We start from the raw sequence: 25,423 nt of genomic DNA, 5'->3' as shown, positions 1-25,423 counted from the left end.
AGAGTATTATATATTTTGATACTGTGATTGATTTAAATTACTGTAATTAAGTAGCAATTTTAAAAGAGCTCCTTACTTTTACATAAAATACTAGTTGAATGAAAATAATTATATCTCCGGCAAAGTCTTTAGATTTTGAAACCAAAGCGAATACCGACCTATATACACAACCACGATTTTTAGAGCAGTCAAAAAAACTAAACAACAAATTAAAAACACTTTCACGAAAAAAACTGAGTGATTTAATGAAGATTTCTGATGATTTGGCAAGTTTAAATTATGATAGAAATCAAGATTGGGAAACTCCGTTTGAGATGGAAAATTCTAAACAGGCTATTTATTCTTTTACGGGTGAAGTTTTTAGAGGTATTGAGGTAACAACACTTTCTGAAGATAAATTACCAATTTTACAAGACAGACTTCGAATTTTATCTGGTTTATACGGATTGTTAAGACCGTTAGATTTAATTCAGCCGTATCGTTTAGAAATGGGGACTAAATTAAAAGTAGGTAGAACAGAAAATTTATATCAATTTTGGAATACTGATTTGGCAGATTCTTTAAATGCCGAATTAGAAGAGAATGAACTGTTAATTAACTTAGCAAGTACAGAGTATTTTAAAGCTTTGCCCAAAAAAGTCTTAAAAGCACCCATGATAACGCCTGTTTTTAAAGATCTTAAAAACGGAGAGTATAAAACGATTATGACCTATGCTAAAAAAGCACGTGGTTTAATGGTGCGCTATATTATTGAAAATGATGTAAAAACAATAGAGGCTTTAAAAGGTTTTAATGTTGATAATTATAGGTTTTCTGAAGAAATGTCTACTAAAAACGAATTATTTTTCACAAGATAGAATGAGAAGTGTAATAATTAAGCTGATAAAATTATGTGGTGTGCTAACTTTTTTAGTATTGCTTGTTATTTACTTATGCAATTTTTTAGTGGAAAAAAAAGCAGCAGATAAAGTATATACAAGCGTAAATGAAATACCCGTAAACAAAGTGGGTTTGGTTTTAGGGACGAGTAAATATTTAGTAGGCGGACAAGTAAATTTGTATTATAAGTACAGAATAGATGCGGCAGCAGAATTATACAAGTCACGTAAAATAGCATATATAATCGTTAGTGGAGATAACGGTACAAAGGAATACAATGAGCCGTCTAGATTTAAAAACGACTTAATTAAAGCAGGGATTCCTGAGGATAAAATATTTTTAGATTATGCTGGTTTTAGAACGTTAGATTCTGTGGTGCGTGTAAAAGAAATATTCGGCCAAACTTCTGTAACCATCGTATCGCAACAATTCCATAATGAAAGGGCTATTTATTTAGCAAATTACTTTGGCATTAAAGCAATAGGTTTTAATGCCAAAGGTGTTTCTAGTAAATACGGACTAAAAGTACAGTTAAGAGAGTACTTAGCGCGGGTTAAAGTATTTGTTGATATTGTACTAAATGTGCAACCTAAATTTTTAGGAAAACCGATTGAAGTAAAATAGCTTAACAAGCAGCTAACCCAACAGTAATTGCTAAGCCACCTTCTGAGGTTTCTTTATAATTACGGTGCATGTCTTTTGCAGTTTCCCACATCGTATCAATTACTTTGTCTAAAGGAACTAAAGATTCTTTAGGGTCTGTTTCTAATGCCAACTCAGTAGCATTAATCGCCTTAATTGCTCCCATAGCATTGCGTTCTATACAAGGTATTTGAACCAAGCCACCAATAGGGTCGCAGGTTAAACCTAAATGATGTTCCATAGCTATTTCGGCAGCAACCAAACATTGCCCTGGTGTTCCTCCTAAAAGTTCTGTTAGCGCAGCAGCAGCCATTGCTGATGAAACGCCTATTTCTGCCTGACAACCACCCATTGCTGCAGATATGGTTGCGTTCTTTTTAAAGATACTTCCGATTTCGCCAGCTACTAATAAGAATTTTTTAATATGTTCAAAATCAGCTTCGTGATTTTCAATCACTAAATAATACATTAAAACAGCAGGAATAACACCTGCACTTCCGTTTGTAGGTGCAGTTACAACCCTACCTAATGCAGCGTTTACTTCATTGACTGATAAAGCCAAACAACTTACCCATTTTAAGATTTCACGAAATTTTACTTCAGTGCTTCTAATAGCAGTAATCCACTCTTGTTGGTTCGTGTATGCTGCGTCTTTAATTAATTTTGTATGTGTGCCAAATGCTCTTCGCTTTACATTTAATCCGCCAGGTAAAATACCTTCAGTATGGCAGCCAATGTACATGCATTCTAACATCGTCTCCCAGGTGCGTTTTAGTTCAGCGTCAATTTCAGCAGAAGATCTTAAGACTAACTCATTCTGATATACGATGTCAGAAATGTTTTTTTGCTCCCTGTCACAATACGCTTCTAATTCGGTTGCTCGATTTATTGGGAACGGAAAATTTTTCTTGTTGATTTCGGTATCTAAAGGAACCTCTACTTCTTCCTGAATAACAAAACCTCCTCCGATTGAATAATAGGTTTCACTAGAAATTTCTTTACCTTTAGAAAAAGCTTTGAAGGTTAGTCCGTTAGAGTGAAACGGTAAAAAATCTTTATTAAAAACGATGTTTTCTATAGAAAAAACAAGGTGCTTTTCTGCATTAAAGTGTAAAGTCTTCGTTTCTTTTATTTGATCAATAATCGTTTCTATGTTTTCAACAGGTATATACTCAGGATCTGTACCGCTTAAGCCTAATAAAATAGCTAAATCGGTTGCATGACCTTTTCCTGTTAAAGATAAAGAGCCGTATAAATCTATTTTAACACCATCAATAGTAGTAAATAAATGTGTTTTTTTTAATTTTTCAATCCATTCTTGGGCAGCTCTCCATGGGCCTAAAGTATGTGAGCTAGAAGGGCCAACGCCAATTTTTAACATGTCAAAAACACTAATAAACTGCGACATAAATATAGTTTGTTTGTTGATGGCTAAAATAGAAAAAGTCCTGTATTTAAATCAATACAGGACTTTTTTTTATGAAAAATGTGTTTTTACATTCCGTAAACAGACTCTTTGCCAAATTTTTGAGCTAACATATAGTAAACTACAGCGCGGTATTTATTTCTTTCAGATCTTCCTATTTTTTCTACAACCTCGTCAATAGCCTTGTCTAATTCAGGGCTATCAGCTAAACCTAGTTTTTTCATTAAGAAGTTTTTCTTAACTGTTTCTAATTCTTTCGCATCAGTACCAGATACCGTTTCGGCATCTTTTTTATAAATTGAAGGTCCTAAGCCTTTGGTTACCGCTTTTAATAAATCAAGATTACAAGGAAGATTTCTATCATCCATAAATTTTTTATACAATGCTACTTTTTCGTCAAATTTACTCATGATTTTTTTGTTTATAATTAGGTGCAAGTTTTGTTGTAAAACTTTAATACTCCCAAATATAGAAAAAATATTTGATTCTTTCAAATAAGAAAATTCAATAACTAAAAACAAGATAGCATTGTTAATTAAATTGTTGAAAACAAAATCAGCTAAACGTAAATAGGTACTGTTCTTGTAGTACATTTATATACATTCAAATATGTAGCTTATGTCGATATTGAAATTTGAATCTATGTTGAAAACCAACGATGTATACTTTTTTGACGCGGTTGAGTTTGAAACAATCATCGAACATTATTTAAACATAGCCAAACATTCTTTGGCAAAAAAAGCTGTGCAACTTGGGTTGGAGCAACATCCTACTTCTATTCAGTTGAAATTAATGAAAGTAGAAATTCTAATTTTCGAAAACGAATTAGAAGAGGCTACTAAAATGCTTCGTGCTATAGAAGCTGTTGAACCTTATAATGATGAGGTTTTTATACAAAAAGCATTGATTTTATCTAAAAAGAAGAAACATGTTGAGGCTATCGTTGTATTGAAAGAATCTTTAGATTTTATCGAAGATCCAGCTGATATATGGTCGATGCTAGGAATGGAATACTTGTATTTAGATGATTTTGAAAATGCACGGTTAAATTTCGAGAAATGTGTGGAAGATGATTATGAAGATTATTCATCGCTATACAATATTGTATACTGTTTTGATATGCAAGATAAACATGTAGAAGCTATACAGTTTTTAAAAAAATATGTAGATAAAAACCCGTATTGCGAGATTGCTTGGCATCAATTAGGGAAACAATATGCTGAATTAGGAATGCATAAAGAAGCGCTGACTTCTTTTGATTATTCCGTGCTAATTGATGAGAGTTTTATTGGTGGGTATTTAGAAAAAGCAAAAACCTTAGAAGAGCTAAATAACTATGAAGAGGCTATAAATAATTATTTAATTACGTTAGAGTTAGATGATCCTACCGCTTTTGCTTACATCAGAATAGGGAAATGTTATGAGAAATTAGAAAACATGCATACTGCCATTCACTTTTATAAAAAAGCAGTGCATGAAGATCCCTTGCTAGATAAAGCATGGATGTTGTTAGCAAATGCTTATTACAATGACGGTAACTTCCAAAAAGCGTTGTATTACGTAAATAAGGCAATAGAAATTGATGAGATAAATGAGCTGTATTGGAAAAGGTCAGGAGATATCAACTTAAAGCTTAATTTTTACGAAGAGGCTGTAAAATCTTTTTACACGAGTATTGAGTTAGGGGAGCAGGGTTTAGATGTTTACACTGCATTAGCGGATATATTATTGTTTTTAGGAGATTTTGAAGATGGTTTAAAAATAGTAATCAAAGCTAAAAAAATATACAAAGAAGCTGCTGAGGTAGAATATCGATTGTGTGGTTTATTTATGATTCTTGATAAAGAGGGGTACAGTTTAACGCACTTAAAAAATGCATTAGCAATTGATTATAAACACCATTCTATTATTAAAGAATTATATCCTTCAGTTTATGAGAATAAACAGATCCAAAAAATTTTATTGAGTTATAAGAAGGCTATTAAATAAATAAAAACCCTTAAAATATATTTATTTTAAGGGTTTTTAATTTCTAAGAAATACGTTTCCAAATTTTTGTTAAAATATAAACACATACTAGGGTGAGTACAGATAAACCAGCGGCTAATAGGGTGTTGCCATAAATCCAATTACCAGTAGCAAATAAGAAACTATATACACCAATTGTGCCTGTTATAAATCCTACTATTTTTATACCTACATTTTTGAATTTATCTTCTCCGTCAAAAATTAAGGTTTCAAATTTATGAATGGTTTCTGCATCACTAGGTTGTGTTACAAGAGTGACTAAAATCCATCCGATAGTTGTAATTACTACCCCAATTATCAATTGCCAATAACCAGCAATTTCGATAAAAGGGGTTTCCATTTTTCCGTTGATAAAAAAGAATACTGCAATAACAAAAGAAATAGCCATCGCAGCAATTTCACTATACGGATTTATTCTGCTCCAAAACCAACGTAAAATAAATAGCAATCCAGTTCCGGCTCCGATTTGTAATAATAAATCAAAAACGTCTTTAGCAGATTGTAGGTAAAAAGAAAATAGCGCTGCAAATAGCATTAATAAGACAGTTGATACTCTACCAACGACTACTTTTTGTTTTTCAGAAGCATTTTTGTTGATAAAACGACTATAAAAATCGTTTACCAAATACGAGCTTCCCCAGTTTAATTGAGTTGAAATGGTACTCATAAAAGCAGCAATTAACGAGGTTAGTACAATTCCTAATAATCCAGCAGGTAAATAAGTCATCATAGCAGCATAGCCAACATCATGTCCTTGCATTTCAGGAGATAAGCTAGGAAATGCTTGATTCATACTTTCTAAACTCGGAAAAATCACCAAAGAAGCCAATCCAACAATAATCCAAGGCCAAGGGCGTAATGCATAATGCGCAAAATTGAAAAACAAAGTTGCCCAAGTGGCATTTTTTTCATCTTTAGCAGCCAACATTCGTTGCGCTATATAGCCACCACCACCAGGTTCTGCGCCAGGATACCAAGTACTCCACCATTGCACGGCAAAGGGAATTATAAATAAAGTGATTAAAGATTCTGTATTCGAAAAATCAGGAAGCATCGCTAGTTTGTCATGCACGTTAGGGTGACTTAATAAATTAGATAAGCCGTTTATTTCAGGTAAGTTGATGATGTAAATAGTGGCCCAGACCGAACCGATCATCGCGATTATAAACTGAACAAAATCGGTAAGTAAAACCCCTTTTAATCCTCCTAGAGATGAATAAATAACAACAATAATAGACGAGTATAATAGCATTTCACCTTGTGAAATACCTAATAAGATATTGGCAATTTTTGCGCCGGCCAAACAAACTCCAGCCATGGTGATAATATTAAAAATTACACCTAAATAAATAGCTCTAAATCCTCTTAAAAATCCTGCCATTTTACCAGAATAGCGTAATTCGTAAAACTCTAAATCAGTACTAATTCCAGATTTGCGCCATAGTTTTGCGTAAAAGAAAACCGTAAGCATACCGGTAAGTAACATTGCCCACCAAACCCAGTTTCCTGAAACACCGTTTTTACGCACCAATTCGGTTACCAATCCAGGAGTGTCGGCTGCAAATGTGGTAGCAACCATCGAAACACCTAACAACCACCAAGGCATATTTCTACCCGATAAAAAGAATTCAGTACTGCTTTTTCCTGCAGATTTAGAAGCCCAAAGACCTATAAGTAATGAGAGGATAAAAAATCCGATGATAATAGAATAATCCAGCGCGGTTAATGTCATGTAGTTTTTATTTAAAAAAGCTAAATGTAGTTAAATATTATGATACGTTAAATTTCAATTGAAATGAAAAATGATTTTGTATATTTATATATAAAATGACTTAAAAGCATTAAATTTGATGTTCGTCTTATGGGAAAAATAAAAAAAATAGCAGTGATGACTTCCGGAGGAGATGCTCCAGGAATGAACGCCGCAATCAGATCGGTTGTAAGGACTTGTGCATATTATCGTACTGAGTGTATGGGAATCTATAGAGGTTACCAAGGTTTAATAGAAGGAGATTTGGTACCGTTTACAGCTAGAAGTGTAAATAATATCATTAACAAAGGAGGTACTATACTTAAAACAGCACGTTCTAAAGAGTTTATAACAAAAGAAGGGCGAAAAAAAGCTTACGAAAGTTTAAAAGAAAACAAGGTAGATGCACTAGTGGTTATTGGTGGTGATGGTTCTTTTACAGGAGGAGTTGTTTTTAATAAAGAATTTAACTTTCCGGTAATAGGAATTCCTGGTACGATAGACAATGATATCTATGGGACAACGCATACCATAGGCTACGATACTGCATTAAACACCGCAGTTGAGGCAATAGATAAGATTAGAGATACGGCATCATCACATAACAGACTTTTCTTTGTGGAAGTGATGGGAAGAGATGCAGGTTTTATAGCTTTAAATGCCGGAGTCGGAGCAGGAGCAGAAGAAATTCTAATTCCAGAAGAAGATTTAGGGCTAGAAAGAATGCTAGAGTCTTTAAAGAAAAGTAGACGAACAGGAAAGTCATCAAGTATTGTTGTGGTTTCTGAAGGAGATAAAACAGGTAGAAATGTTTTTGAATTAGCGGATTATGTAGAAAAAAACTTGCCAGAATATGAAGTGAGGGTTTCCGTTTTAGGACACATGCAAAGAGGCGGATCACCAACGTGTTTCGATAGAGTTTTAGCAAGTAGATTAGGTGTAAAAGCAGTTGAGTTATTGCTAGACGGACAAACGAACTTAATGGTTGGTTTACAAAATAATATGGTGGTTGCTACCAATTTAGAAAAAGCAATAAAAGGTCATAATGACATAGATATGGAGTTGCTAAGAGTCTCTGATATTATGACAACATAATTTTTAATAAGAATATTAAATAGTAAAGTGATGATAAAAGTAGGAATTAACGGATTTGGAAGAATAGGTAGATTAGCTTTCCGTTCTGCCATGAAAAGAAACAATGTGCAAGTAGTTGCCATTAATGATTTGTTAGATGTAGAGTATTTAGCCTATTTGTTAAAGTATGATTCGGTTCATGGTCGTTTTGATGGTGAAGTAACGGTAAAAGACGGTAACCTAGTTGTAAACGAACAAATTATTAGAGTATCAGCTGAAAGAAATCCAGAAAATTTAAAATGGAACGAAGTAGGAGCTGAGTATATTATTGAATCAACAGGTTTTTTTACAGATCAAGATAAAGCAGCGTTGCATATAAAAGGAGGTGCTAAAAAAGTAATTATTTCAGCGCCATCAAAAGATGCTAAAATGTATGTGATGGGAGTAAATCATGCTGAGATGAAAGCAGACGAACTTATTGTTTCTAATGCTTCTTGTACAACAAACTGTTTGGCGCCATTAGTAAAAGTTATTAATGATGCTTATGGGTTGACGGAAGGATTAATGACAACTGTTCATGCAGCAACATCTACTCAGAATACTGTTGATGGACCAAATAAAAAATGGAGAAGAGGTCGTTCTGTAATAAACAATATTATACCTACTTCTACCGGAGCTGCAGAAGCAGTAACAAAAGTAATTCCGTCTATGAATGGTAAATTAACAGGAATGGCAGTAAGAGTTCCTGTAGCAGATGTTTCATTAGTTGATTTAACTTTTAAAACTGAAAAAGCAACATCATTAAAAGAAATTATGGCAACTTTTAAAGCTGCTTCAGAAAACGAATTTAAAGGCATAATAGGATATACTGAAGACGAAGTTGTTTCTCAAGATTTTGTATCAGAAACAAGAACTTCTGTTGTTGATGCTGACGCAAGTTTAGAGCTAAATGAAAACTTCTTTAAAATTATTTCTTGGTATGATAACGAGTATGGTTATGCAACGAAGATTGTTGATTTATTAGAGTATTCAGCCTCTTTATAATAAAAAGAATATAAAAAATATCAATTCCCGCTTATAGCGGGAATTTTTAGTTAATTTTAAAACGATGGAAATAGCAATTATAGCACATGACGGAATGAAAGCAGAAATGGTTCAGTTTTTAAATGAACATAAAACCATTTTACTTCAAAAAAACATATCATTAGTATCAACAGGAACCACAGGTTCTAAAGCTGAAAAGGCAGGTTTTAAAGTAACGAAGTTCTTATCTGGTCCTTTTGGTGGTGATGCTCAAATAGCAGCAAGGGTTGCTGAGGGTAAATGTAATATGGTGTTGTTTTTTAGAGATCCTAATGAAAAACATCCACACGAGCCAGACATTACTATGTTATTGCGTTTGTGTGATGTACATGATGTTCCGTTAGCAACAAATCCTGCAACCGCAGAACTGTTAATGAAGGCATTGTAAATAAAAAAAAGTATTCTTATTAAAATAGTAAACCTATATTTAAATAATCTATTTTGAAATTAGAATAATCAATAAGAATTAAAACTTTAAGAAAACCCAAATGATACATTTAATAGTAGGGAATACTGGTTCGGGAAAAACAACATACTCGGCTGAACTAAAAAAAGAAACAAAAGGTGTTGTTTTTTCGATTGATAAATGGAATAAAACGCTTTTTCTTGCTGATAAAAAAGCAACAGATGGTTTAGAGTGGTTTTTAGAAAAAATAAATAGAGCAGAAAAAGTAATACTAGAATTAGTAGAGCAGTTAGAGAGTTCAAAAACAGACAGTATTCTAGATTTAGGATTGTCGAAGTTTGAGCATAGAGAAAAATTCAGACAATTTGCAGAAGCTAATGGTTATGAAATTAAAATCCACTTTTTAGATATTTCAAAAGAAACACGATTTAAAAGAGTTTTAAAAAGAAATAGTAAAAAGGAGATACGTTCCAGTTTGAAGTAAGTAAAGAAGATTTCGATTTTATGGAAACTTGGTTTGAAAAACCTACTGAAAAAGAACTTAAATATGGAGTGATTATTACCGCTTAAAATTTCGTGGAACTTTAAAATAAACTAGCTGTTAAAACTTCTATTTAACAGCAATCATACTAATCTCTACATTTACAAACTTAGGTAAATTGGCAACTTCAACAGTTTCTCTAGCGGGCGCAGTAGCTTCGTTAAAATAGGTAGCATACACGCTGTTTATTTTAGAAAAGTTATGCATATCAGAAATAAAAATAGACGATTTTACGACGTTTTCAAAAGTCATTTCAGCAGCAGCTAAAACTTCTTTCATGTTTTCCATAACTTGTTTTGTTTCAGATTCAATAGAATCCATAACTAATTCACCTGTTTTAGGATCTAAAGCAATCTGACCAGAAGTATATAATGTGTTTCCGCTTAAAACAGCTTGGTTATATGGTCCAATAGGAGCAGGAGCTTTACTTGTTGTTATAATTTTTTTCATCTTATTTATGGATAAATTTAAAATTGATTAAGTATTCTTTTTTAGAATAAAGCTCTATCTGGCGGCTTGTTTTTGTCCCATTTTAAATCACTTAAAACAGATGATTTTACTCCGATAAAGAAGTTATAAGAAGAGTTTATTCCGAAAGGAGTCCAATTAAAATTCAATCGCCAACTATCTAAATCCCTAGAAAAAGAAAGTCTTGTGTAAGTAAAAGCGTTCTCTTTAACATCATAACCAGATGAAAAACCAACGTTCCATTTAGGCGTTAACTCTACGTTTCCGCTAAACATTAAAGAATTACTACCAACACTACTTGTAAGTCCGTTATCTGAGTAGTTTAAGGCGTAAGCTAAATTTAGTGTCCATGGTATTTTAGCACCATATAGTTTTGTTTCTTTTGTTTCGCTTTTATTCTGTTTGTTATCAGGGTTGTTGGGGAAGCCATTTGTAGGCGACATGTTTTCTCCAAACAAATCAGGAGTGTCTTGTGCGCCATTTCCTGAGTTTTTAGACTCCTCTTTATCTCCTTCTTTTTTCTTCTCAAAATCTTTGCTAGATAAAGAGTAGTTAGCGGTAATACCAAAGTTAGTAAGTCTTAAAATATTAGCATTAAACTTATTTATTCTTTGTCCTTCATTATTTACCTGATAAGGATCAAATCTTGCATTGGCATTTAAAGCTAATTTGTCTTTAAAAAGCCGCGTTCCTGCATTTGCAGTAACAGGACTCCAGCGTAAGCTATCAGCAGCTATATTGTAGCTAGTACTAAAATTTAAATTATTAAGAATGGTGACTTTTGTATCTTCCTCATCACTATCGGGATCTTTCGGAGCAACTTTAGCTTCTAAAACATTATTAACAGAAATACCAATAGAGTTTGAAACACCACTTCCTGGCCTGCCATATATTCCTCCTTCAAAAGGAGAATAGGTTAGTAAATCAGTGGGGTCTGAACTTTGTTGAACTTGTAAGTCGTAATTTTCAGCAAAATCTGGTCTGTATCCATAAGAAATAGAAGGTCTAATTGTATGTCTTATGGCTTTTAATCTTCCTTTTTTAAAGTTAAATGTTCCATAGATGTTTGTTGATAAAGAAACTCCTAAATTGTATTCGTTAAAACGGTTAAAACCACTAATAGTATCGTTTACAACTGTACCTAAATTACCACTTGAATTAGTAAGTGTAGGATCATATTTTTTATTGATTTTATCAAAATACCAAACATCCTTATAGCTAACACTTGGTGATAATGTAAAATATTTAAAAGCCTTTAAGTTTGTGTTGGTACTTAAACGATGTTGAATTCCTTTTTTTGCTGTTCTAAACATTTTATCAGTAAAAAACTCATCATCAGTAGTATTTATTTGATACTGACCTTGCATACTGTAGTTCAAACCCATTTTCTGAATAGGATTGGTTTTAACTCCGTTTTTACCTGCAAAGGGATAAATACGATCCATATTTAACTGCAAAGATGGAAGCGTCATTGTTATTTGTTCGGTATTGGTGTTTTGTGAATGTGTTGCTGTTACATTTATATTAAAAGGAGTGCCAACAAATTTTTTGTAATATGAAATAGATGAACTTAAGGTGTTTGTTAAAAACTGAGAATTGTTAAATTCATTTAATGATTGCCTATAATAAGTACTACTACCTAAGTTGACAGAAGCAGAAAAACGAGAGTTTGGACTCGATTTAGTATCTTGACTATGGCTCCAACGAAGATTAAAGTTAGACGATTTACTATAATTACTTAATCCTCTAATTCCCTGAATTATATTTTCATAACGAATACTAAAATTACCACTAAATTTATAACGAACATAATAATTAGAATCAGCCCTTAATCCCCAACTTCCGTTGGTGTAAAGATCTCCTAAAACAGTTAAATCAAAATAATCACTTAAAGCAAAGTAGTATCCACCGTTTTGTAAAAAGAAACCTTGACTGTTACTATCACCATAAGAAGGAATAATAAAACCAGAGGTTCTTTCATTAGTCATAGGAAAATAAGCGAAAGGTAAATATACAGGTGTAGGAACATCAGCTAAAACTAAATTACTACCACCTACAATTATTTTTTTACCAGGAACTAGTTTTGCTTTACTTGTTTGAATGTAATAATCTGGGTTTTTCTTTTTAGAGGTTGTAAAACGAAGTCTTCGCATGTAAATAGTAGAATCGTTTACACGTTTTGTTTTTTGAGCATAGGTTATAATTTCACCTTGCACCGTTTTTACACCGTAAACTAGTGCTTTTTTTGTTTTAAAGTTGAATAAAATGGAGTCTTGCTCAGATTCTTGATTACCTTGTTTAAAAACGGGACGTTGATGATAACCTAAACTGTCTTTTATTCCTTTAGCATAAACAGTATTGTTCTTATAGTCTAAAACAATTATACCTGCTTTTAAATCAATATCAGTATAAATTACTTGTGCTTTATTATATAAGGTTACAGTTTTGTTTTTTGCGTTTTGTATTGTGTAATCTTCTGCATTGTGTGTAATGATTCCATCAATAACTTCTTTAGGCTTAATAGAATCGTTTACAATCGAATCATTTTTTAGGTTTAATAATTCGCCTTTTTTCAAATCAATCAAACTATCTTTTGAGGTATTTAAAATTGGCTTCTTTTTAGATTTTTGAGAAGGAATTCCTTTTTTATCAAAATCTTGAGCTACACTTAATTGAAAACAAAAAAGGTAGGAAATTAAAAGTATGTAAGTTAGATTTGTTCGCAATGTTATAAATACTATTTTTGTGTTATATTTAAAAACTTTGGCGTACTATTTGAATGCCTAAATATAAAATCCAAAAATAGTTAAATTTTATTGATGCAATTCTTAAAATTACGTAAATATAATCACTTGAAAAATTATTTTTTATTTTTAACCACAATATGCATGTTATTGGGGTTTACAACAGCGCTTTCTGCACAAAAAAAATATACTATTGTTTTAGATGCGGGGCACGGAGGAAAAGATCCTGGTAATATAGGTAATGGTTATAAGGAAGCTAAGGTTGCTTTAAGAATCGCTTTAGATGTTGGTAAAGAATTATCAACAGCTAGAGATGTTGAAGTTTTATATACTAGAAAGAAAGATGTTTTTGTAGAGTTACATAATAGGGCAAAAATCGCAAACACTAAAAAGGCAGATTTATTTGTTTCTATTCATTGTGATGCTTTTCATAAGTCAGAACCTAACGGAGCAGGAACGTTTGTTTTAGGATTAAGTGGTAATAAAGAAAATTTAGAAATATCTAAACGAGAAAACGCTGTAATTTTATTAGAGGATAATTATAAACAAAATTATGATTATGATCCTAATTCACCAGAATCAGTTATTGGTTTGTCAGTACTTCAGGAAGAGAATTTAGATAACAGTTTAGGTATTGCAAGTTTTATTCAAAGCAATTTTGTTTCTATTAAAAGAGTTAATAGAAAAGTAAAACAAGCTAATTTTTTAGTGTTAAGAGAAACTGTAATGCCTAGTGTTTTAATAGAGTTAGGTTTTTTAACAAATAAAAAAGAAGGTAAATTCTTAAATACCAGAGCTGGACAGATAAAAATGGCAAAAGCAATTGGTGATGCTATTAAAAAATATGTAGACAGGTTAAAGTTAAATACGATTCAGAATACCGTAATAGCTAAAGCAGAGGAGAAAAATCCGATAGAAAAAAAGATTGTAAAGGAAGTTAGTGTGCCTAAAAAAGTAGTGAAAGTAAAAACATCAACGAAAAAGGCCACAACCAATATTGCAAGTAATAAAATACAACCATCAGGAATTGCTTTTAAAGTGCAAATTGCAGCATCAAAAAGAAAGTTAAATAAAAATAATTTTAACTTTAGAGGATTAGAAAATGTTGAGTCGATGTTTATAGGTGATTACTACAAGTATTATTACGGAACCTCTTCTAGTTTTGTAGATGTGAAAAAGACTTTAAGTGCAGTGAAAAAAATGGGGTTTAAAGGTGCTTGGGTTGTTGCTTTTAAAGATGGACAAAAAATTCCTATCAAAGAAGCATTGAAAAACCTTTAATTTAGAGGTGTTCTACATTTATACTTTCAAAATTATTACTATTTTCGTGCTATAACTTTTTTATATGTCAAAAGAACTAAAAACGGGTGTTGTTGCTGTACTAATTATAGCCGTATTTATATGGGGATTCAATTTCTTAAAAGGTCAAGATTTATTTAGTGGTAGTAGCAGATATTTTTATGTTGAATACAAAGATATTAACGGATTAAATAAAGCTAGTGCTGTAACTATTAATGGTTTAAAGGTTGGTCGTATTGATGATATTTCATTTGATGCAACTCCAGAAAAACAAGGTGTTTTATTGGTGAAAATTTCTTTAGATACTGATTTTAGCTTCTCTAAAAACAGTATTGCTAAAATTTATTCAGCAAGTATAATGGGAGGGCAAAGTTTAGCTATTGTTCCGACATACAGCGGAGAAACGGCCGTTTCAGGAGATTATCTTAAAGGAGAGGTAGAATCTGGTCTTTTTTCTTCAGTAGAAGATAAGTTAGAACCTATTCAATCTAAACTACAAAATGTGTTGGTAGGAGCCGATACATTGCTAACTGGATTGAATACCGTTTTAGATGAAAAATCAAGAAAAAGCTTAAATAGAAGTATTATAGGTTTAGAAGGAACGATTTCTGATGTTCGAAAAACATTAACATCTGTAAATACTTTATTATCTGATAATAAAGAAAACTTAAACGCAACCTTAGCAAATACTAAAAAAATTACTGATAATTTTTCTAAAATATCTGACGGTTTAGCAAAAGCTAATTTAGGAGAAACAGTTAATAAATTAGAAGCAACATTAGCAAACGTAAATGGTTTATTAGCAAATATGAAGGCTGGTAAAGGAACTTTAGGTAAGTTAATGACCGACGATAAAATGTACACAAACTTAACCAATGCCTCTAAAGAGATGGAAGAGTTGTTACGTGAAATGAAATTAAATCCAAAACGATTTGTTCATTTTTCATTATTTGGTAAAAAAGCAAAACCATATAATGAAGAAAGTAATACCAAAAATGTAAGTACGAAGTAACTTATAATTATTAAAAACTAACAAAACTTAATACTTAAAGAACGATGGAGAAATACATGCCTAACATCTTTTTTGCAGCTATTTTAATTGCGGGAATAGGATTTTTTGTAATGAATGTTCGAAAACTTGTCCGAAACATAAAATTAGGAAAAGATATAGATAGAACAGATAGAAAACCTGAACGTTGGAAAAACATGGCTAAAATAGCCTTAGGACAATATAAAATGGTACGTCGCCCAGTTTCTGGAATTTTACACGTAGTAGTTTATGTAGGTTTTATTTTGATTAATATCGAAATGTTAGAAATCGTTATAGACGGTTTATTTGGTACACATCGTGTTTTTCAACCAATCTTAGGAGATGCTATCTATGGATTCTTAATTGCTAATTTCGAAATTTTAGCAGCCTTAGTTTTTGTAGCTGTTGTTATATTTTGGTTTAGAAGAAATATCGAAAAAGTAAAGCGTTTTTGGAGTAAAGAAATGACAGGTTGGCCTAAAAATGATGGAAACATTATTTTATATTTCGAAATGGTTTTAATGTCGTTATTCTTAATAATGAATGCTACGGATGCTGCTTTTCAAGAATCAGGAGCGGGAAATGTAGTTTCTCAATTTATAGCGCCTTGGTTTTCTGGGTTTTCACCAGAAGTATTACACACTATAGAAAAATCAGCTTGGTGGGTACATATTATAGGTATTTTAGTTTTCTTAAACTACTTATATTACTCTAAGCACTTACATATTTTATTAGCTTTCCCAAATACATTTTTCGCAAATTTAAAGCCAAAAGGACAGTTTAATAACTTAGAAGCTGTTACGAATGAAGTAAAAATGATGATGGATCCAGATGCAGATCCGTATGCAATGCCAGAAGAAGGAGCAGAAGAGGAAGTGCCAGCAAAGTTTGGTGCGTCGGACGTTACCGATTTAAACTGGGTACAGTTAATGAATGCATATACGTGTACAGAATGTGGGCGATGTACATCTTCTTGTCCTGCAAGTTTAACGGGTAAAGAGTTGTCGCCTCGTAAAATTATGATGGATACCCGAGATCGTTTAGAGGAGGTAGGGAAAAACATCGATGCAAACAACGGTATATTTAAAGATGACGGAAAGCAGTTATTAAATGATTATATTTCTCCAGAAGAATTATGGGCATGTACAAGTTGTAATGCTTGTGTGCAAGAATGTCCTATAGGTATTGATCCTTTATCTATTATTATGGAAATGCGTCGTTATTTAGTAATGGAAGAATCTGCAGCTCCACAAGAGTTAAATGCAATGATGACCAATATCGAAAATAACGGAGCACCTTGGCAGTATAGTCAACAAGATAGATTAAACTGGAAAGACGAAGATTAATCAATACATCAATTTGACAGTGTAATTATTGTCAGTTCGAGTGATTTTTCTGGAGAATGAAGAAAAATTGTATAGAGAATATTTAGAAAAAAAAGCATATCAATTAAAAAACATAAAATTATGAACGTACCAACAATGGCAGATATGATGGCTCAAGGAAAACAACCAGAAGTGTTGTTTTGGGTAGGAGCAGCTGGAAGTTATGATGATAGAGCAAAGAAAATAACCAAATCGTTTGTAAAAATATTAAATACAGCAGGAGTAGATTTTGCTGTTTTAGGGACAGAAGAAAGTTCAACTGGTGATGCTGCTAAGCGTGCAGGAAACGAGTTTTTGTTTCAAATGCAAGCAATGACAAATATCGAAGTTTTAAATGCTTACGAAGTAAAAACAATAGTTACCTGTGACCCACATTCATTTAATACATTAAAAAATGAATACCCTGGTTTGGGAGGTAAGTATGAGGTATATCACCACACGCAGTTTATTAGTAAATTAATAAGCGACGGTCGTTTAGCTATAGATGACGCTAATTTAAAGGGAAAACGAGTAACCTATCACGATCCTTGTTATTTAGGTCGCGCAAACGATGTATATGAAAGTCCGCGTGCTTTAATTCGTAGTTTGGGTGTTAAAATGACAGAGATGAAGCGTAGTAAGTCTACTGCTTTATGCTGTGGTGCTGGTGGCGCACAGATGTTTAAAGATGCCGAAAGAGGAGACAAAGAGATAAATATTTTAAGAACAGAAGATGCTTTAGAAACCAATCCGCAAATCATCGCAACCGGTTGTCCTTATTGTAATACAATGATGACTGATGGTGTAAAGTTTAAGTTAAAAGAAGATCAAGTAGTTGTAAAAGATATTGCCGAACTAATTGCAGAAGCAAATAATTTATAAAATAAAAATATAGTGAATAATTCTCGACTGCGCTCGAACAGACACTAAAATAGGTCTTTTCGAGCGCAGTCGAGAGGTTTTAATCAAAATTTAAAATGATAAAAAACTATATAAAAGCAGCACGTTTACGAACCTTACCATTATCTATTTCAGGAATTGTTGTGGGGGCTTTTTCAGCAAAATTTTCAGTTCCTCTTATAGGCGGAGTTGAATTTGACGGGCTTTTAGATGTTAATTTTTTGAATGAAAAAAACTATTTAATTTTTATTCTTGCGATACTCACAACGATTGGTTTTCAGGTTTTATCTAACTTTGCGAATGATTACGGAGATGGTGTAAAAGGAACAGACGATAATAGAGAAGGGGAAGCTCGTATGGTTTCATCGGGGGCAATTACGCCAAAACAAATGAAAATGGCAATGATCGTTACCGGAGCAATAACTTTGGTAATCGCACTTTTACTTATTTATGTTTCTTTCGGAAAAGACAATTTTTTGTATTCATTGATTTTCTTTTTATTAGGAGCCACATCTATCGTTGCAGCAATTAAATACACCGTAGGTAAATCAGCCTATGGTTATAGTGGTTTTGGTGATGTTTTTGTCTTTATTTTCTTCGGATTATTAGCAGTTGTAGGAACTTATTTTTTATATACAAAACAGTTGAACCTTGTTGTTTTTTTACCCGCAATAACTGTCGGTTTACTAAGTACAGCAGTTTTAAACTTAAATAATATGCGAGATCGTTTAAACGATGCAAAGGTTAATAAAAATACATTAGTAGTTAAAATAGGTGCGAAATCTGCTAAAAATTACCATTATACTTTAATTATTTTATCGCTTATAACAGCAGTATTATATGTGGTAATAAAGTACCAATCGCCATGGCAGTTTTTATTTTTAATAGCCTATATACCAATAGTAAAACACGTAATATTTGTGTATAAAAATAAAGAAGAAGTATTGTTAGATGGCGAATTAAAAAAAGTAGCATTAAGTACGTTCTTGTTTGCAATACTATTCGGATTGGGTAATATTTTGTAAACAGAAAAAACAATTTTAAAGAACAATTATGAAAACAATAAAGATAATTTTAGGAATCGTTTCTGCTTTAGTAATCATGTTTTTACTAACAGGAGTAGTTATTACCGAGGTTACTTATACTGCCGAAATAGAAATAGATAAACCAATAAGCGAAGTTTTCGAAAACGTTGCAAATGTCGATTTAATGAAAAACTGGTTGCCAGATATTAAGTCCATCGAAGTAATCGAAGAAGAACCAGGAATGGTAGGAAGTACTTATACTATTACTGCGATAAATAACGGACAAGAAATAAAAATGATTCAGAAAATAACGGCCTATATTCCGAATCAAAAAATCACTTATCAGTTCGATTCAGCTCAAATGATAAAAACAGATGATTTTAACTTTATCGCCAACGGAAATAAAACAAAACTAGTCCAAAACTGCAGTGTAAATAGTAAATCATATATGACCGCTTGTTTGTTTCCTTACTTTAAAGGAACTTTTAAAGAGTTAAGTTTAGGCTATATGAATCAATTAAAAACAACGCTAGAAAAATAATTTTTTGGGCGTTCGAGCGGGCTTTACATTACAACCTTTTGCTCGTGCCTCACAAAAGGATTTTCATTGCAATCCCTAACGCAAACCAATAATCGGTTAAAATGATAACAGCAACATATCATAAACACATTCTTAATTTTAAACAAGCTAGCGGAACATCTCGCGGTGTTTTAAAAACCAAAGAAACTTGGTTTATCAAGTTGTCAAAAGATAACAAACAAGGTTTTGGTGAATGCGGATTGTTTAGAGGATTAAGTGTTGATGATACACCAAATTACGAAGAGAAACTAAAATGGGTTTGCCAAAATATTAATGTAAGTTTAGTAGTTTTATTAGCAGAAACGATTCATTATCCGAGTATTCAATTCGGATTAGAACAAGCGTTTTTATCGTTAGAAGCTAAAAATCCGTTTGAATTATTTCCATCAGATTTTACAGAAGGAAAACAGAATATATCCATCAACGGATTAATTTGGATGGGCGATAAATCTTTTATGCAACAGCAAATAAAAGATAAATTACAACAAGGCTTTTCAACAATTAAAATGAAAATTGGTGCAATTGATTTTGATACAGAAATCAACTTGTTAAAATCGATACGAAAAGAATTCTCATCAAAAGAAATCACTTTACGCGTTGATGCAAACGGAGGATTTACACCAGAGAATGCTTTAGAGAAATTACATAGATTGGCTGAATTGGAAATACATTCAATCGAACAGCCTATAAAGCAAGGTCAATGGCAAGAAATGGCAGCTTTGTGTGAAAACACACCATTACCAATTGCTTTAGACGAAGAGTTGATAGGTGTTTTTACATCCGAAGAAAAAGAAAAATGCATCCAAACCATACAACCACAGTATATTATTTTAAAACCGAGTTTAGTAGGCGGATTTAAAGGTAGTGAAGAATGGATTTCTATAGCCAAAAAATACAATGCCGATAATTGGATCACGTCAGCATTAGAAAGTAATATTGGGTTAAACGCCATTGCACAATGGACGTATATTTTAAACACTAAATTGCCACAAGGTTTAGGGACTGGTAGTTTGTTTACCAATAATTTCGAGAGTCCGTTAGGAGTTTTAAACGGGAGTTTAGCATACGATCCATTAAAGAAATGGCAATTTAATTTAGACTAACGTCATTCTGAACTTGTTTCAGAATCTCATAAATATTTATAACATATGAATTTCATACAGCAAGCATATAAAGGGCGAAATGATTGGATTTATTATTTAGCGGGTATTTTGTTTGTTATATTCGGTTGGCAATTTATAGGCATTATTCCTTTGTCAGTTGTTGCGGCATTGCATTCGGATGATTTTGCTGAATTTTCTCGTGCTGCAAATGATAGCTTTATGAGCTTAGGAATCAATAAAAACTTGTTTTTGTTTTTAATGATATTCATGTTTGCTATCGGTTTACTTTTTTTATTCTTAACGATAAAGTATATTCATAAAAGAGCTGTAAAAACACTAATAACAAGCAGAGAAACTATTGATTGGAATCGATTTTGGTTCGGATTTATAACTTGGGGAATTGTAGCTTTAAGTATTACATTATTAGGCGTTTTTTTAGAACCAGAACATTACACATGGAATTTTAAGCCGCTTCCGTTTTTTACTTTAGTAGCTATTTCTTTTTTGTTTTTGCCATTGCAAACAAGTTTCGAGGAATTGTTATTTAGAGGTTATTTTATGCAAGGAATAGGAACTTGGTTTAAAAACAGATGGATGCCTTTAATTATAACTTCAGTAGCTTTTGGTTTGTTACATGGTGCAAATCCTGAAGTTGAAAAATTAGGCTATATTTCTATGGTATTTTATATTGGAACAGGTTTCTTTTTCGGAATTACAACTTTAATGGATGAAGGGACAGAATTGGCTTTGGGTTTACATGCCGTAAATAATATTATAGCAGCTTTTTTAGTAACTACCGATTGGATGGTTTTTCAAACAGATGCTTTATTTATTGATACTTCTGAGCCTTCAGTTGGTTCTGAAATGTTTTTATCTGTTTTTGTGTTGTATCCGTTGCTGTTGTTTTTGTTTTCTAAAAAATACGGTTGGACAAACTGGAAAGATAAGTTAGTGGGGAGAATTGAAAAACCATTAGAAATAGAATCTTTATAGTTTACGTATTGTCTTTTCTTTATGATAAATGCAATTCGTTCAACCTGAACTTGTTTCAGGTTTTCATAATAAGGAGCTGTTTTTAATTGATGAGGTTCCGAAATAAATTCGGAACGACGTAAAAAGTGTAATTATAACCGGAAAATAAATCCTAACGTCATTACGAGGCAGAATAACGAAGTAATCCCTAACTTGATATTAGTTTATTTTAGTAAAAATAGATACATGAAAAATCAGTTTCATAAAAATTTTAAATTAAACGGAGCATCATTTTCATCCGAAGAAGAACTGATTGCTTTTTCTGAAAATATTTCAAGTTCGGTAACTTCTTTTTTAACGGACTGGTTTAATGAAAAGGATTTTGTAATTGTACAAACATCGGGTTCTACAGGAAAACCAAAACCAATACAGTTACAAAAAGAGTTTATGAGAAACTCGGCTTTTGCTACAGGAGCTTTTTTTACATTAAAAGAAAATACAACAGCGTTGTTGTGTTTGTCTACCGATTATATTGCGGGTAAAATGATGTTGGTACGCGCTTTAACTTTAGGTTGGCAGTTAGATGTTGTTACCCCAGGTTCTAGCCCGTTAAAAGGCTTAAAAAAGCAGTATGATTTCTCAGCAATGGTTCCGTTACAGCTAAGAAATTCGTTGAATGAATTGCATAAAATAGATCAATTAATTGTTGGCGGTGGCGTAGTATCAAATGATTTAATTTCAGCGATTCAAAACATTGCTACAAAAGTATTTGCTACATACGGAATGACAGAAACGATTACGCATATTGCTGTTAAGAATCTAAATAATTTGTCACTTCGAGCGGAGTCGAGAAGTCTTTATAAAACACTTCCAAATGTTTTAATAAGTCAGGATGATAGAAACTGCCTAATAATCGAAGCTCCAAAAGTAACATCAGAAATAATTACGACGAATGATGTTGTAAAACTTCTTTCTAAAACGGAGTTTGAATGGTTGGGTCGTTATGATAATGTTATAAATTCAGGCGGAATAAAACTACATCCAGAGAAAATAGAAGAGAAGTTATCAGAAATTATCGAGCAACGTTTCTTTGTATCAGGAATTAAAGATGAAGTTTTAGGAGAAAAGTTAATATTAATTATTGAAGATATTACTTCAAGCGAAGTAGAGAGTTTTTTGTTATCAGAAATTAAAAAAGAGACATCACTTTCTAAATTCGAAATCCCTAAAGAAATTTATTTTCTACCTCAGTTTATAGAAACGGAAACAAAAAAAATCCAACGAAAAAAAACGTTGGATTTAGTTAAGTTTTAAAATATTTCTATGATTATTACATAACCATACTGTGATATACATTTTGTACATCATCATCTTCTTCTAATTTTTCTAAAAGCTTTTCAACGTCAGCCTGCTGTTCTTCTGAAAGCTTAGTAGTAGTAGTTGGAATTCTTTCAAACCCTGAAGAGATAATTTCTATATTATTTTCTTCAAAATAAGATTGAATAGCGCCAAATTGTTCAAACGGAGCATAGATAATAATACCTTCATCGTCGTTAAAAACTTCTTCAACCTCAAAATCGATTAATTCTAGTTCTAACTCTTCTAAATCGACTTTAATATCTTCTTTTTTAACTGTAAAATTACAAACACGATCAAACATAAAAACTACGGATCCTGATGTACCTAAGTTACCATCACATTTATTAAAAATAGCACGTACATTTGCTACAGTTCTGTTATTATTATCGGTTGCAGTTTCTACAACAATCGCAATACCGTGTGGCGCATAACCTTCAAATAAAGCTTCTTTGTAATCGCTTGTATCTTTATCGGCAGCTTTTTTAATAGCGCGTTCTACATTGTCTTTAGGCATGTTTGCTGCCTTTGCGTTTTGCATTACAGCTCTTAAACGCGAATTTGTATCAGGATTCGGACCTCCGTCTTTAATTGCCATTACAATATCTTTACCAATTCTGGTAAATGTTTTAGCCATTGCAGACCAACGCTTCATTTTACGTCCTTTTCTAAGTTCGAATGCTCTTCCCATTTTTTAAGTTTTGTTTATGCAACGGCAAATGTAACTATTGCATTATTTAATTACAATTAAAATCTTTTTTTGATAATCAGATTATTTTCTTTTTCGTCGTAAGCTCGCCATGTACCCGATTTCTTTCCGTTTTTGTAGCTTCCTTTTATTTTTATATTTCCATTAGGGTAATACATTTTATATCTTCCGTCTAGTAAACCATCATCTAGTTGTACTTCAAACTTTAGTTTTCCGTCACTATAATATTCCTTGTACTCATTCGCGCTTAAATCAGAAGGATTAATTTCTTTGATGTTAAAAATAGCATCAGCAGGTTTTACAGAAAGGCTGTCTTTTTTGGGACTTAGTTTTAAAGTGAGTTCTTTTTTTAATTTTTGATTAATAGATACCTGTTCTTTAACATATCCTGGTTCATTAAAAGTAGTTGTGATATTACTTTTAAAAATATTTCCTTCAGAAGTTAGTTGAATACCAAGTTGATTGAAACAGATAAAATAATCTTTGTTTTCCTTTATTTGAAGCTGTGTTTTTTTATCAACAAAACTAACTAAATCATTATAAATGTAAGGCGTATTTATATAGGTGAAAATGGTAGATTTATCATCAAATAGATAGTTGAATTCTTTAAATTCTTTTGAAGACGCTAAAGTGTAATTGGTAATGTTGTTATTTATAATTTCTTTTAAAGTATTCGGATTCGCACTAAAAACAACATAATCATTAATGATAGTAAAGTATGGTTTTTCCATTTTTTTAAACATATTACCAGCAACTATTTTAAAGAAGCCTTTAAGGTCTAAAAAATTAATAGTGTGCTTTTTGTAGGTAATTTGTTTAAACTGTAAAGGTGTTTTTTCTTTGATTTTTGATAAAATGAAATTCAAATTTTCAGAAGCGTCATCAATATCGGTAGTTTTAAAAATCGCCGCAACATCTTTTTTGTTTCTAGAAAGCGAAGAATTGAAGTGTATCAATGCAACTTCGTCACCAATCCAACTATACACATTCTCTTTTATATTGATGTCGAGTGTGTTTTCGATTTCTTTAATTTGCTGATTATAAGTTTCGAACTCTAGAGGCTTTTCTTTTTTTAATTCTTCGAAGTTTTCTTGAAAGGTATTAAAGCTATCAAAAGCAAAACTTACGTATAACGCAGTATTTTTTGGAGCGACATTGGCAATAGTTCTTTTCCCTTTTCCTGATCTTTGAATAGCGGTTAAATAGCTTTCTGAATTTTCTTGCACATTGGTAAATCCTTCTGCCTGAATAATAGTTCCTTCGATTAAAGAAACATCAAAACCAGAATAATAAAGTGAGTTTTGAATATTTTCAACGACTTCTTTGTTGGCTTTATTTGTAAAACAAGAAAGATATTTATGTAAGTATTTGTACTGAAAAAACACTTTAAAAAATCCGTCTTCAGGAGTTTCTTTAGTAATCTCCACAAAATTAACATCTCTACCAATTACGGGTTTTTGATATTGATTTATTGAGTTTTCTACTAAAATATGTGTGTACGAAGCTATTAACTGATTTTTAATAAAAGCGATATGTAATGTTTCTCTTTTATTCTTGTCGTACAGCTCTGTTATTTCATGGTTTTGAAATATTCTTTTTGTAATTTTAAAACCATCGCCTGTTAGTTGTGATATACTGCTTTTAAAAAAATCGAGTTTCGAAAGTTTCTCTAGGTCAACAATATATAAAAAGTCATAATTTTTAGGTTTGTAAACATGTGCAGATATTAATACATCTCGCTCGCCAATAAAATTAAGAATGCTTTTTTGCTCTTTTACAATATTATCGAGTGTATTGGCACTTTTACTAATGTCTTTAAAATAGGCGTTCTTTTTAAGATGTTGCAATATTTCACTAGCATTAATTTCTTCCCAAGTATCAATAGGTCTTTCGGTATCTAAAATAAAAACAGCATCATTAGGTACAAGGTAAATAGGCTTTATATTATCTTCTTCAGCAAGTGTAAAAACATAAGTTTGATACGCTAAAAACCCCAAAAAGGCTAGTAGCAAAGTCCATAAAATCTTTTTTCTCATAACTAATG

23 protein-coding genes are annotated in these 25,423 nt (G+C 31.9%); 16 read left to right on the top strand and 7 right to left on the bottom strand.

Features of this window, described 5'->3' with window-relative positions; all coding sequences use genetic code 11:
- The first annotated feature begins 98 nt into the window (after positions 1 to 98).
- Positions 99 to 857 carry a peroxide stress protein YaaA gene (gene yaaA / locus P2G10_RS08665; protein ID WP_275316130.1) on the top strand — a complete coding sequence of 253 codons (759 nt, stop codon included), beginning with the start codon at positions 99 to 101 and terminating at the stop codon, positions 855 to 857.
- A 1-nt stretch (position 858) separates the two neighbouring features.
- Positions 859 to 1,503: a SanA/YdcF family protein gene (locus tag P2G10_RS08660; protein ID WP_275316128.1), complete on the top strand. Its 645-nt coding sequence runs from the start codon at positions 859 to 861 to the stop codon at positions 1,501 to 1,503.
- 1 nt (position 1,504) lies between these two features.
- Here the strand turns inward: P2G10_RS08660 and P2G10_RS08655 are convergent, their stop codons facing one another.
- Both P2G10_RS08655 and P2G10_RS08650 read right to left on the bottom strand, forming a co-directional pair.
- Complete coding sequence (locus tag P2G10_RS08655; protein ID WP_275316126.1) at positions 1,505 to 2,929, bottom strand: L-serine ammonia-lyase; 1,425 nt, start codon at positions 2,927 to 2,929, stop codon at positions 1,505 to 1,507.
- An 86-nt stretch (positions 2,930 to 3,015) separates the two neighbouring features.
- Entirely contained in the window at positions 3,016 to 3,357 is a 342-nt protein-coding gene (locus tag P2G10_RS08650; RefSeq protein WP_218772885.1) for a DUF2853 family protein, read from the bottom strand.
- A gap of 232 nt (positions 3,358 to 3,589) precedes the next feature.
- Between P2G10_RS08650 and P2G10_RS08645 the strand changes: the two genes are divergently transcribed.
- Entirely contained in the window at positions 3,590 to 4,936 is a 1,347-nt protein-coding gene (locus P2G10_RS08645) for a tetratricopeptide repeat protein (RefSeq protein WP_275316125.1), read from the top strand.
- Positions 4,937 to 4,979: 43 nt separating this feature from the next.
- Here P2G10_RS08645 and P2G10_RS08640 read toward each other — a convergent pair whose 3' ends face one another.
- Positions 4,980 to 6,707 (bottom strand): sodium:solute symporter family protein, encoded by a 1,728-nt coding sequence (locus tag P2G10_RS08640; protein WP_275316123.1) that lies wholly within the window; start codon positions 6,705 to 6,707, stop codon positions 4,980 to 4,982.
- Between the two features lie 129 nt (positions 6,708 to 6,836).
- On the opposite strand from P2G10_RS08640, the gene pfkA reads away from it, so the two are divergent.
- The 4 genes from pfkA (at position 6,837) to P2G10_RS08620 (ending at position 9,772) form a co-directional block, all read left to right on the top strand.
- Positions 6,837 to 7,820, top strand: a complete 984-nt coding sequence (pfkA, locus tag P2G10_RS08635; protein WP_218772882.1) for a 6-phosphofructokinase — start codon at positions 6,837 to 6,839, stop codon at positions 7,818 to 7,820.
- A 30-nt stretch (positions 7,821 to 7,850) separates the two neighbouring features.
- Complete coding sequence (gene gap, locus P2G10_RS08630; RefSeq protein WP_218772881.1) at positions 7,851 to 8,843, top strand: type I glyceraldehyde-3-phosphate dehydrogenase; 993 nt, start codon at positions 7,851 to 7,853, stop codon at positions 8,841 to 8,843.
- 64 nt (positions 8,844 to 8,907) lie between these two features.
- A complete protein-coding gene (locus P2G10_RS08625) occupies positions 8,908 to 9,270 on the top strand; it encodes a methylglyoxal synthase (protein ID WP_218772880.1) in 363 nt (120 codons plus the stop codon).
- A gap of 100 nt (positions 9,271 to 9,370) precedes the next feature.
- Entirely contained in the window at positions 9,371 to 9,772 is a 402-nt protein-coding gene (locus P2G10_RS08620) for a P-loop nucleotide/nucleoside kinase family protein (protein ID WP_338056312.1), read from the top strand.
- Positions 9,773 to 9,898: 126 nt separating this feature from the next.
- Here P2G10_RS08620 and P2G10_RS08615 read toward each other — a convergent pair whose 3' ends face one another.
- Positions 9,899 to 10,279, bottom strand: a complete 381-nt coding sequence (locus P2G10_RS08615) for a Rid family detoxifying hydrolase (RefSeq protein WP_275316120.1) — start codon at positions 10,277 to 10,279, stop codon at positions 9,899 to 9,901.
- A 41-nt stretch (positions 10,280 to 10,320) separates the two neighbouring features.
- On the bottom strand, positions 10,321 to 13,023 hold the full coding sequence (locus P2G10_RS08610) for a putative LPS assembly protein LptD (RefSeq protein WP_275316119.1): 2,703 nt from the start codon (positions 13,021 to 13,023) through the stop codon (positions 10,321 to 10,323).
- Positions 13,024 to 13,149: 126 nt separating this feature from the next.
- Here P2G10_RS08610 and P2G10_RS08605 point away from each other — a divergent pair, with 126 nt between their 5' ends.
- The 9 genes from P2G10_RS08605 to P2G10_RS08565 all read left to right on the top strand — a co-directional run bounded on the left by P2G10_RS08605 (position 13,150) and on the right by P2G10_RS08565 (position 22,628).
- Positions 13,150 to 14,322: an N-acetylmuramoyl-L-alanine amidase family protein gene (locus tag P2G10_RS08605; RefSeq protein WP_275316118.1), complete on the top strand. Its 1,173-nt coding sequence runs from the start codon at positions 13,150 to 13,152 to the stop codon at positions 14,320 to 14,322.
- A gap of 64 nt (positions 14,323 to 14,386) precedes the next feature.
- The gene (locus P2G10_RS08600; protein WP_275316117.1) at positions 14,387 to 15,352 is read left to right on the top strand and encodes an MlaD family protein; all 966 of its coding nucleotides are present in this window, start codon (positions 14,387 to 14,389) and stop codon (positions 15,350 to 15,352) included.
- A gap of 44 nt (positions 15,353 to 15,396) precedes the next feature.
- Positions 15,397 to 16,716 carry a 4Fe-4S dicluster domain-containing protein gene (locus tag P2G10_RS08595; RefSeq protein WP_275316116.1) on the top strand — a complete coding sequence of 440 codons (1,320 nt, stop codon included), beginning with the start codon at positions 15,397 to 15,399 and terminating at the stop codon, positions 16,714 to 16,716.
- A gap of 120 nt (positions 16,717 to 16,836) precedes the next feature.
- Positions 16,837 to 17,616 (top strand): (Fe-S)-binding protein, encoded by a 780-nt coding sequence (locus P2G10_RS08590; protein WP_275316115.1) that lies wholly within the window; start codon positions 16,837 to 16,839, stop codon positions 17,614 to 17,616.
- A 95-nt stretch (positions 17,617 to 17,711) separates the two neighbouring features.
- On the top strand, positions 17,712 to 18,659 hold the full coding sequence (menA, locus tag P2G10_RS08585) for a 1,4-dihydroxy-2-naphthoate octaprenyltransferase (protein ID WP_275316114.1): 948 nt from the start codon (positions 17,712 to 17,714) through the stop codon (positions 18,657 to 18,659).
- A 28-nt stretch (positions 18,660 to 18,687) separates the two neighbouring features.
- Positions 18,688 to 19,200: an SRPBCC family protein gene (locus tag P2G10_RS08580; protein ID WP_275316113.1), complete on the top strand. Its 513-nt coding sequence runs from the start codon at positions 18,688 to 18,690 to the stop codon at positions 19,198 to 19,200.
- A gap of 101 nt (positions 19,201 to 19,301) precedes the next feature.
- Positions 19,302 to 20,342 (top strand): o-succinylbenzoate synthase, encoded by a 1,041-nt coding sequence (locus P2G10_RS08575; protein WP_275316112.1) that lies wholly within the window; start codon positions 19,302 to 19,304, stop codon positions 20,340 to 20,342.
- A 45-nt stretch (positions 20,343 to 20,387) separates the two neighbouring features.
- The gene (locus tag P2G10_RS08570; RefSeq protein WP_275316111.1) at positions 20,388 to 21,335 is read left to right on the top strand and encodes a CPBP family intramembrane glutamic endopeptidase; all 948 of its coding nucleotides are present in this window, start codon (positions 20,388 to 20,390) and stop codon (positions 21,333 to 21,335) included.
- Between the two features lie 225 nt (positions 21,336 to 21,560).
- On the top strand, positions 21,561 to 22,628 hold the full coding sequence (locus P2G10_RS08565; RefSeq protein WP_275316109.1) for an AMP-binding protein: 1,068 nt from the start codon (positions 21,561 to 21,563) through the stop codon (positions 22,626 to 22,628).
- Positions 22,629 to 22,644: 16 nt separating this feature from the next.
- Here P2G10_RS08565 and P2G10_RS08560 read toward each other — a convergent pair whose 3' ends face one another.
- Both P2G10_RS08560 and P2G10_RS08555 read right to left on the bottom strand, forming a co-directional pair.
- Entirely contained in the window at positions 22,645 to 23,361 is a 717-nt protein-coding gene (locus P2G10_RS08560) for a YebC/PmpR family DNA-binding transcriptional regulator (RefSeq protein ID WP_275316108.1), read from the bottom strand.
- 56 nt (positions 23,362 to 23,417) lie between these two features.
- A complete protein-coding gene (locus P2G10_RS08555; RefSeq protein WP_275316106.1) occupies positions 23,418 to 25,415 on the bottom strand; it encodes a DUF3352 domain-containing protein in 1,998 nt (665 codons plus the stop codon).
- Positions 25,416 to 25,423 lie beyond the last annotated feature (8 nt).

Origin of the sequence: Tenacibaculum bernardetii, from assembly GCF_029125915.1 — a bacterium.
Taxonomy (GTDB): Bacteria; Bacteroidota; Bacteroidia; order Flavobacteriales; family Flavobacteriaceae; genus Polaribacter; species Polaribacter bernardetii.
The sequence above is the reverse complement of the archived record's forward strand: the minus strand, read 5'-3'. Positions and strand labels throughout refer to the sequence as shown.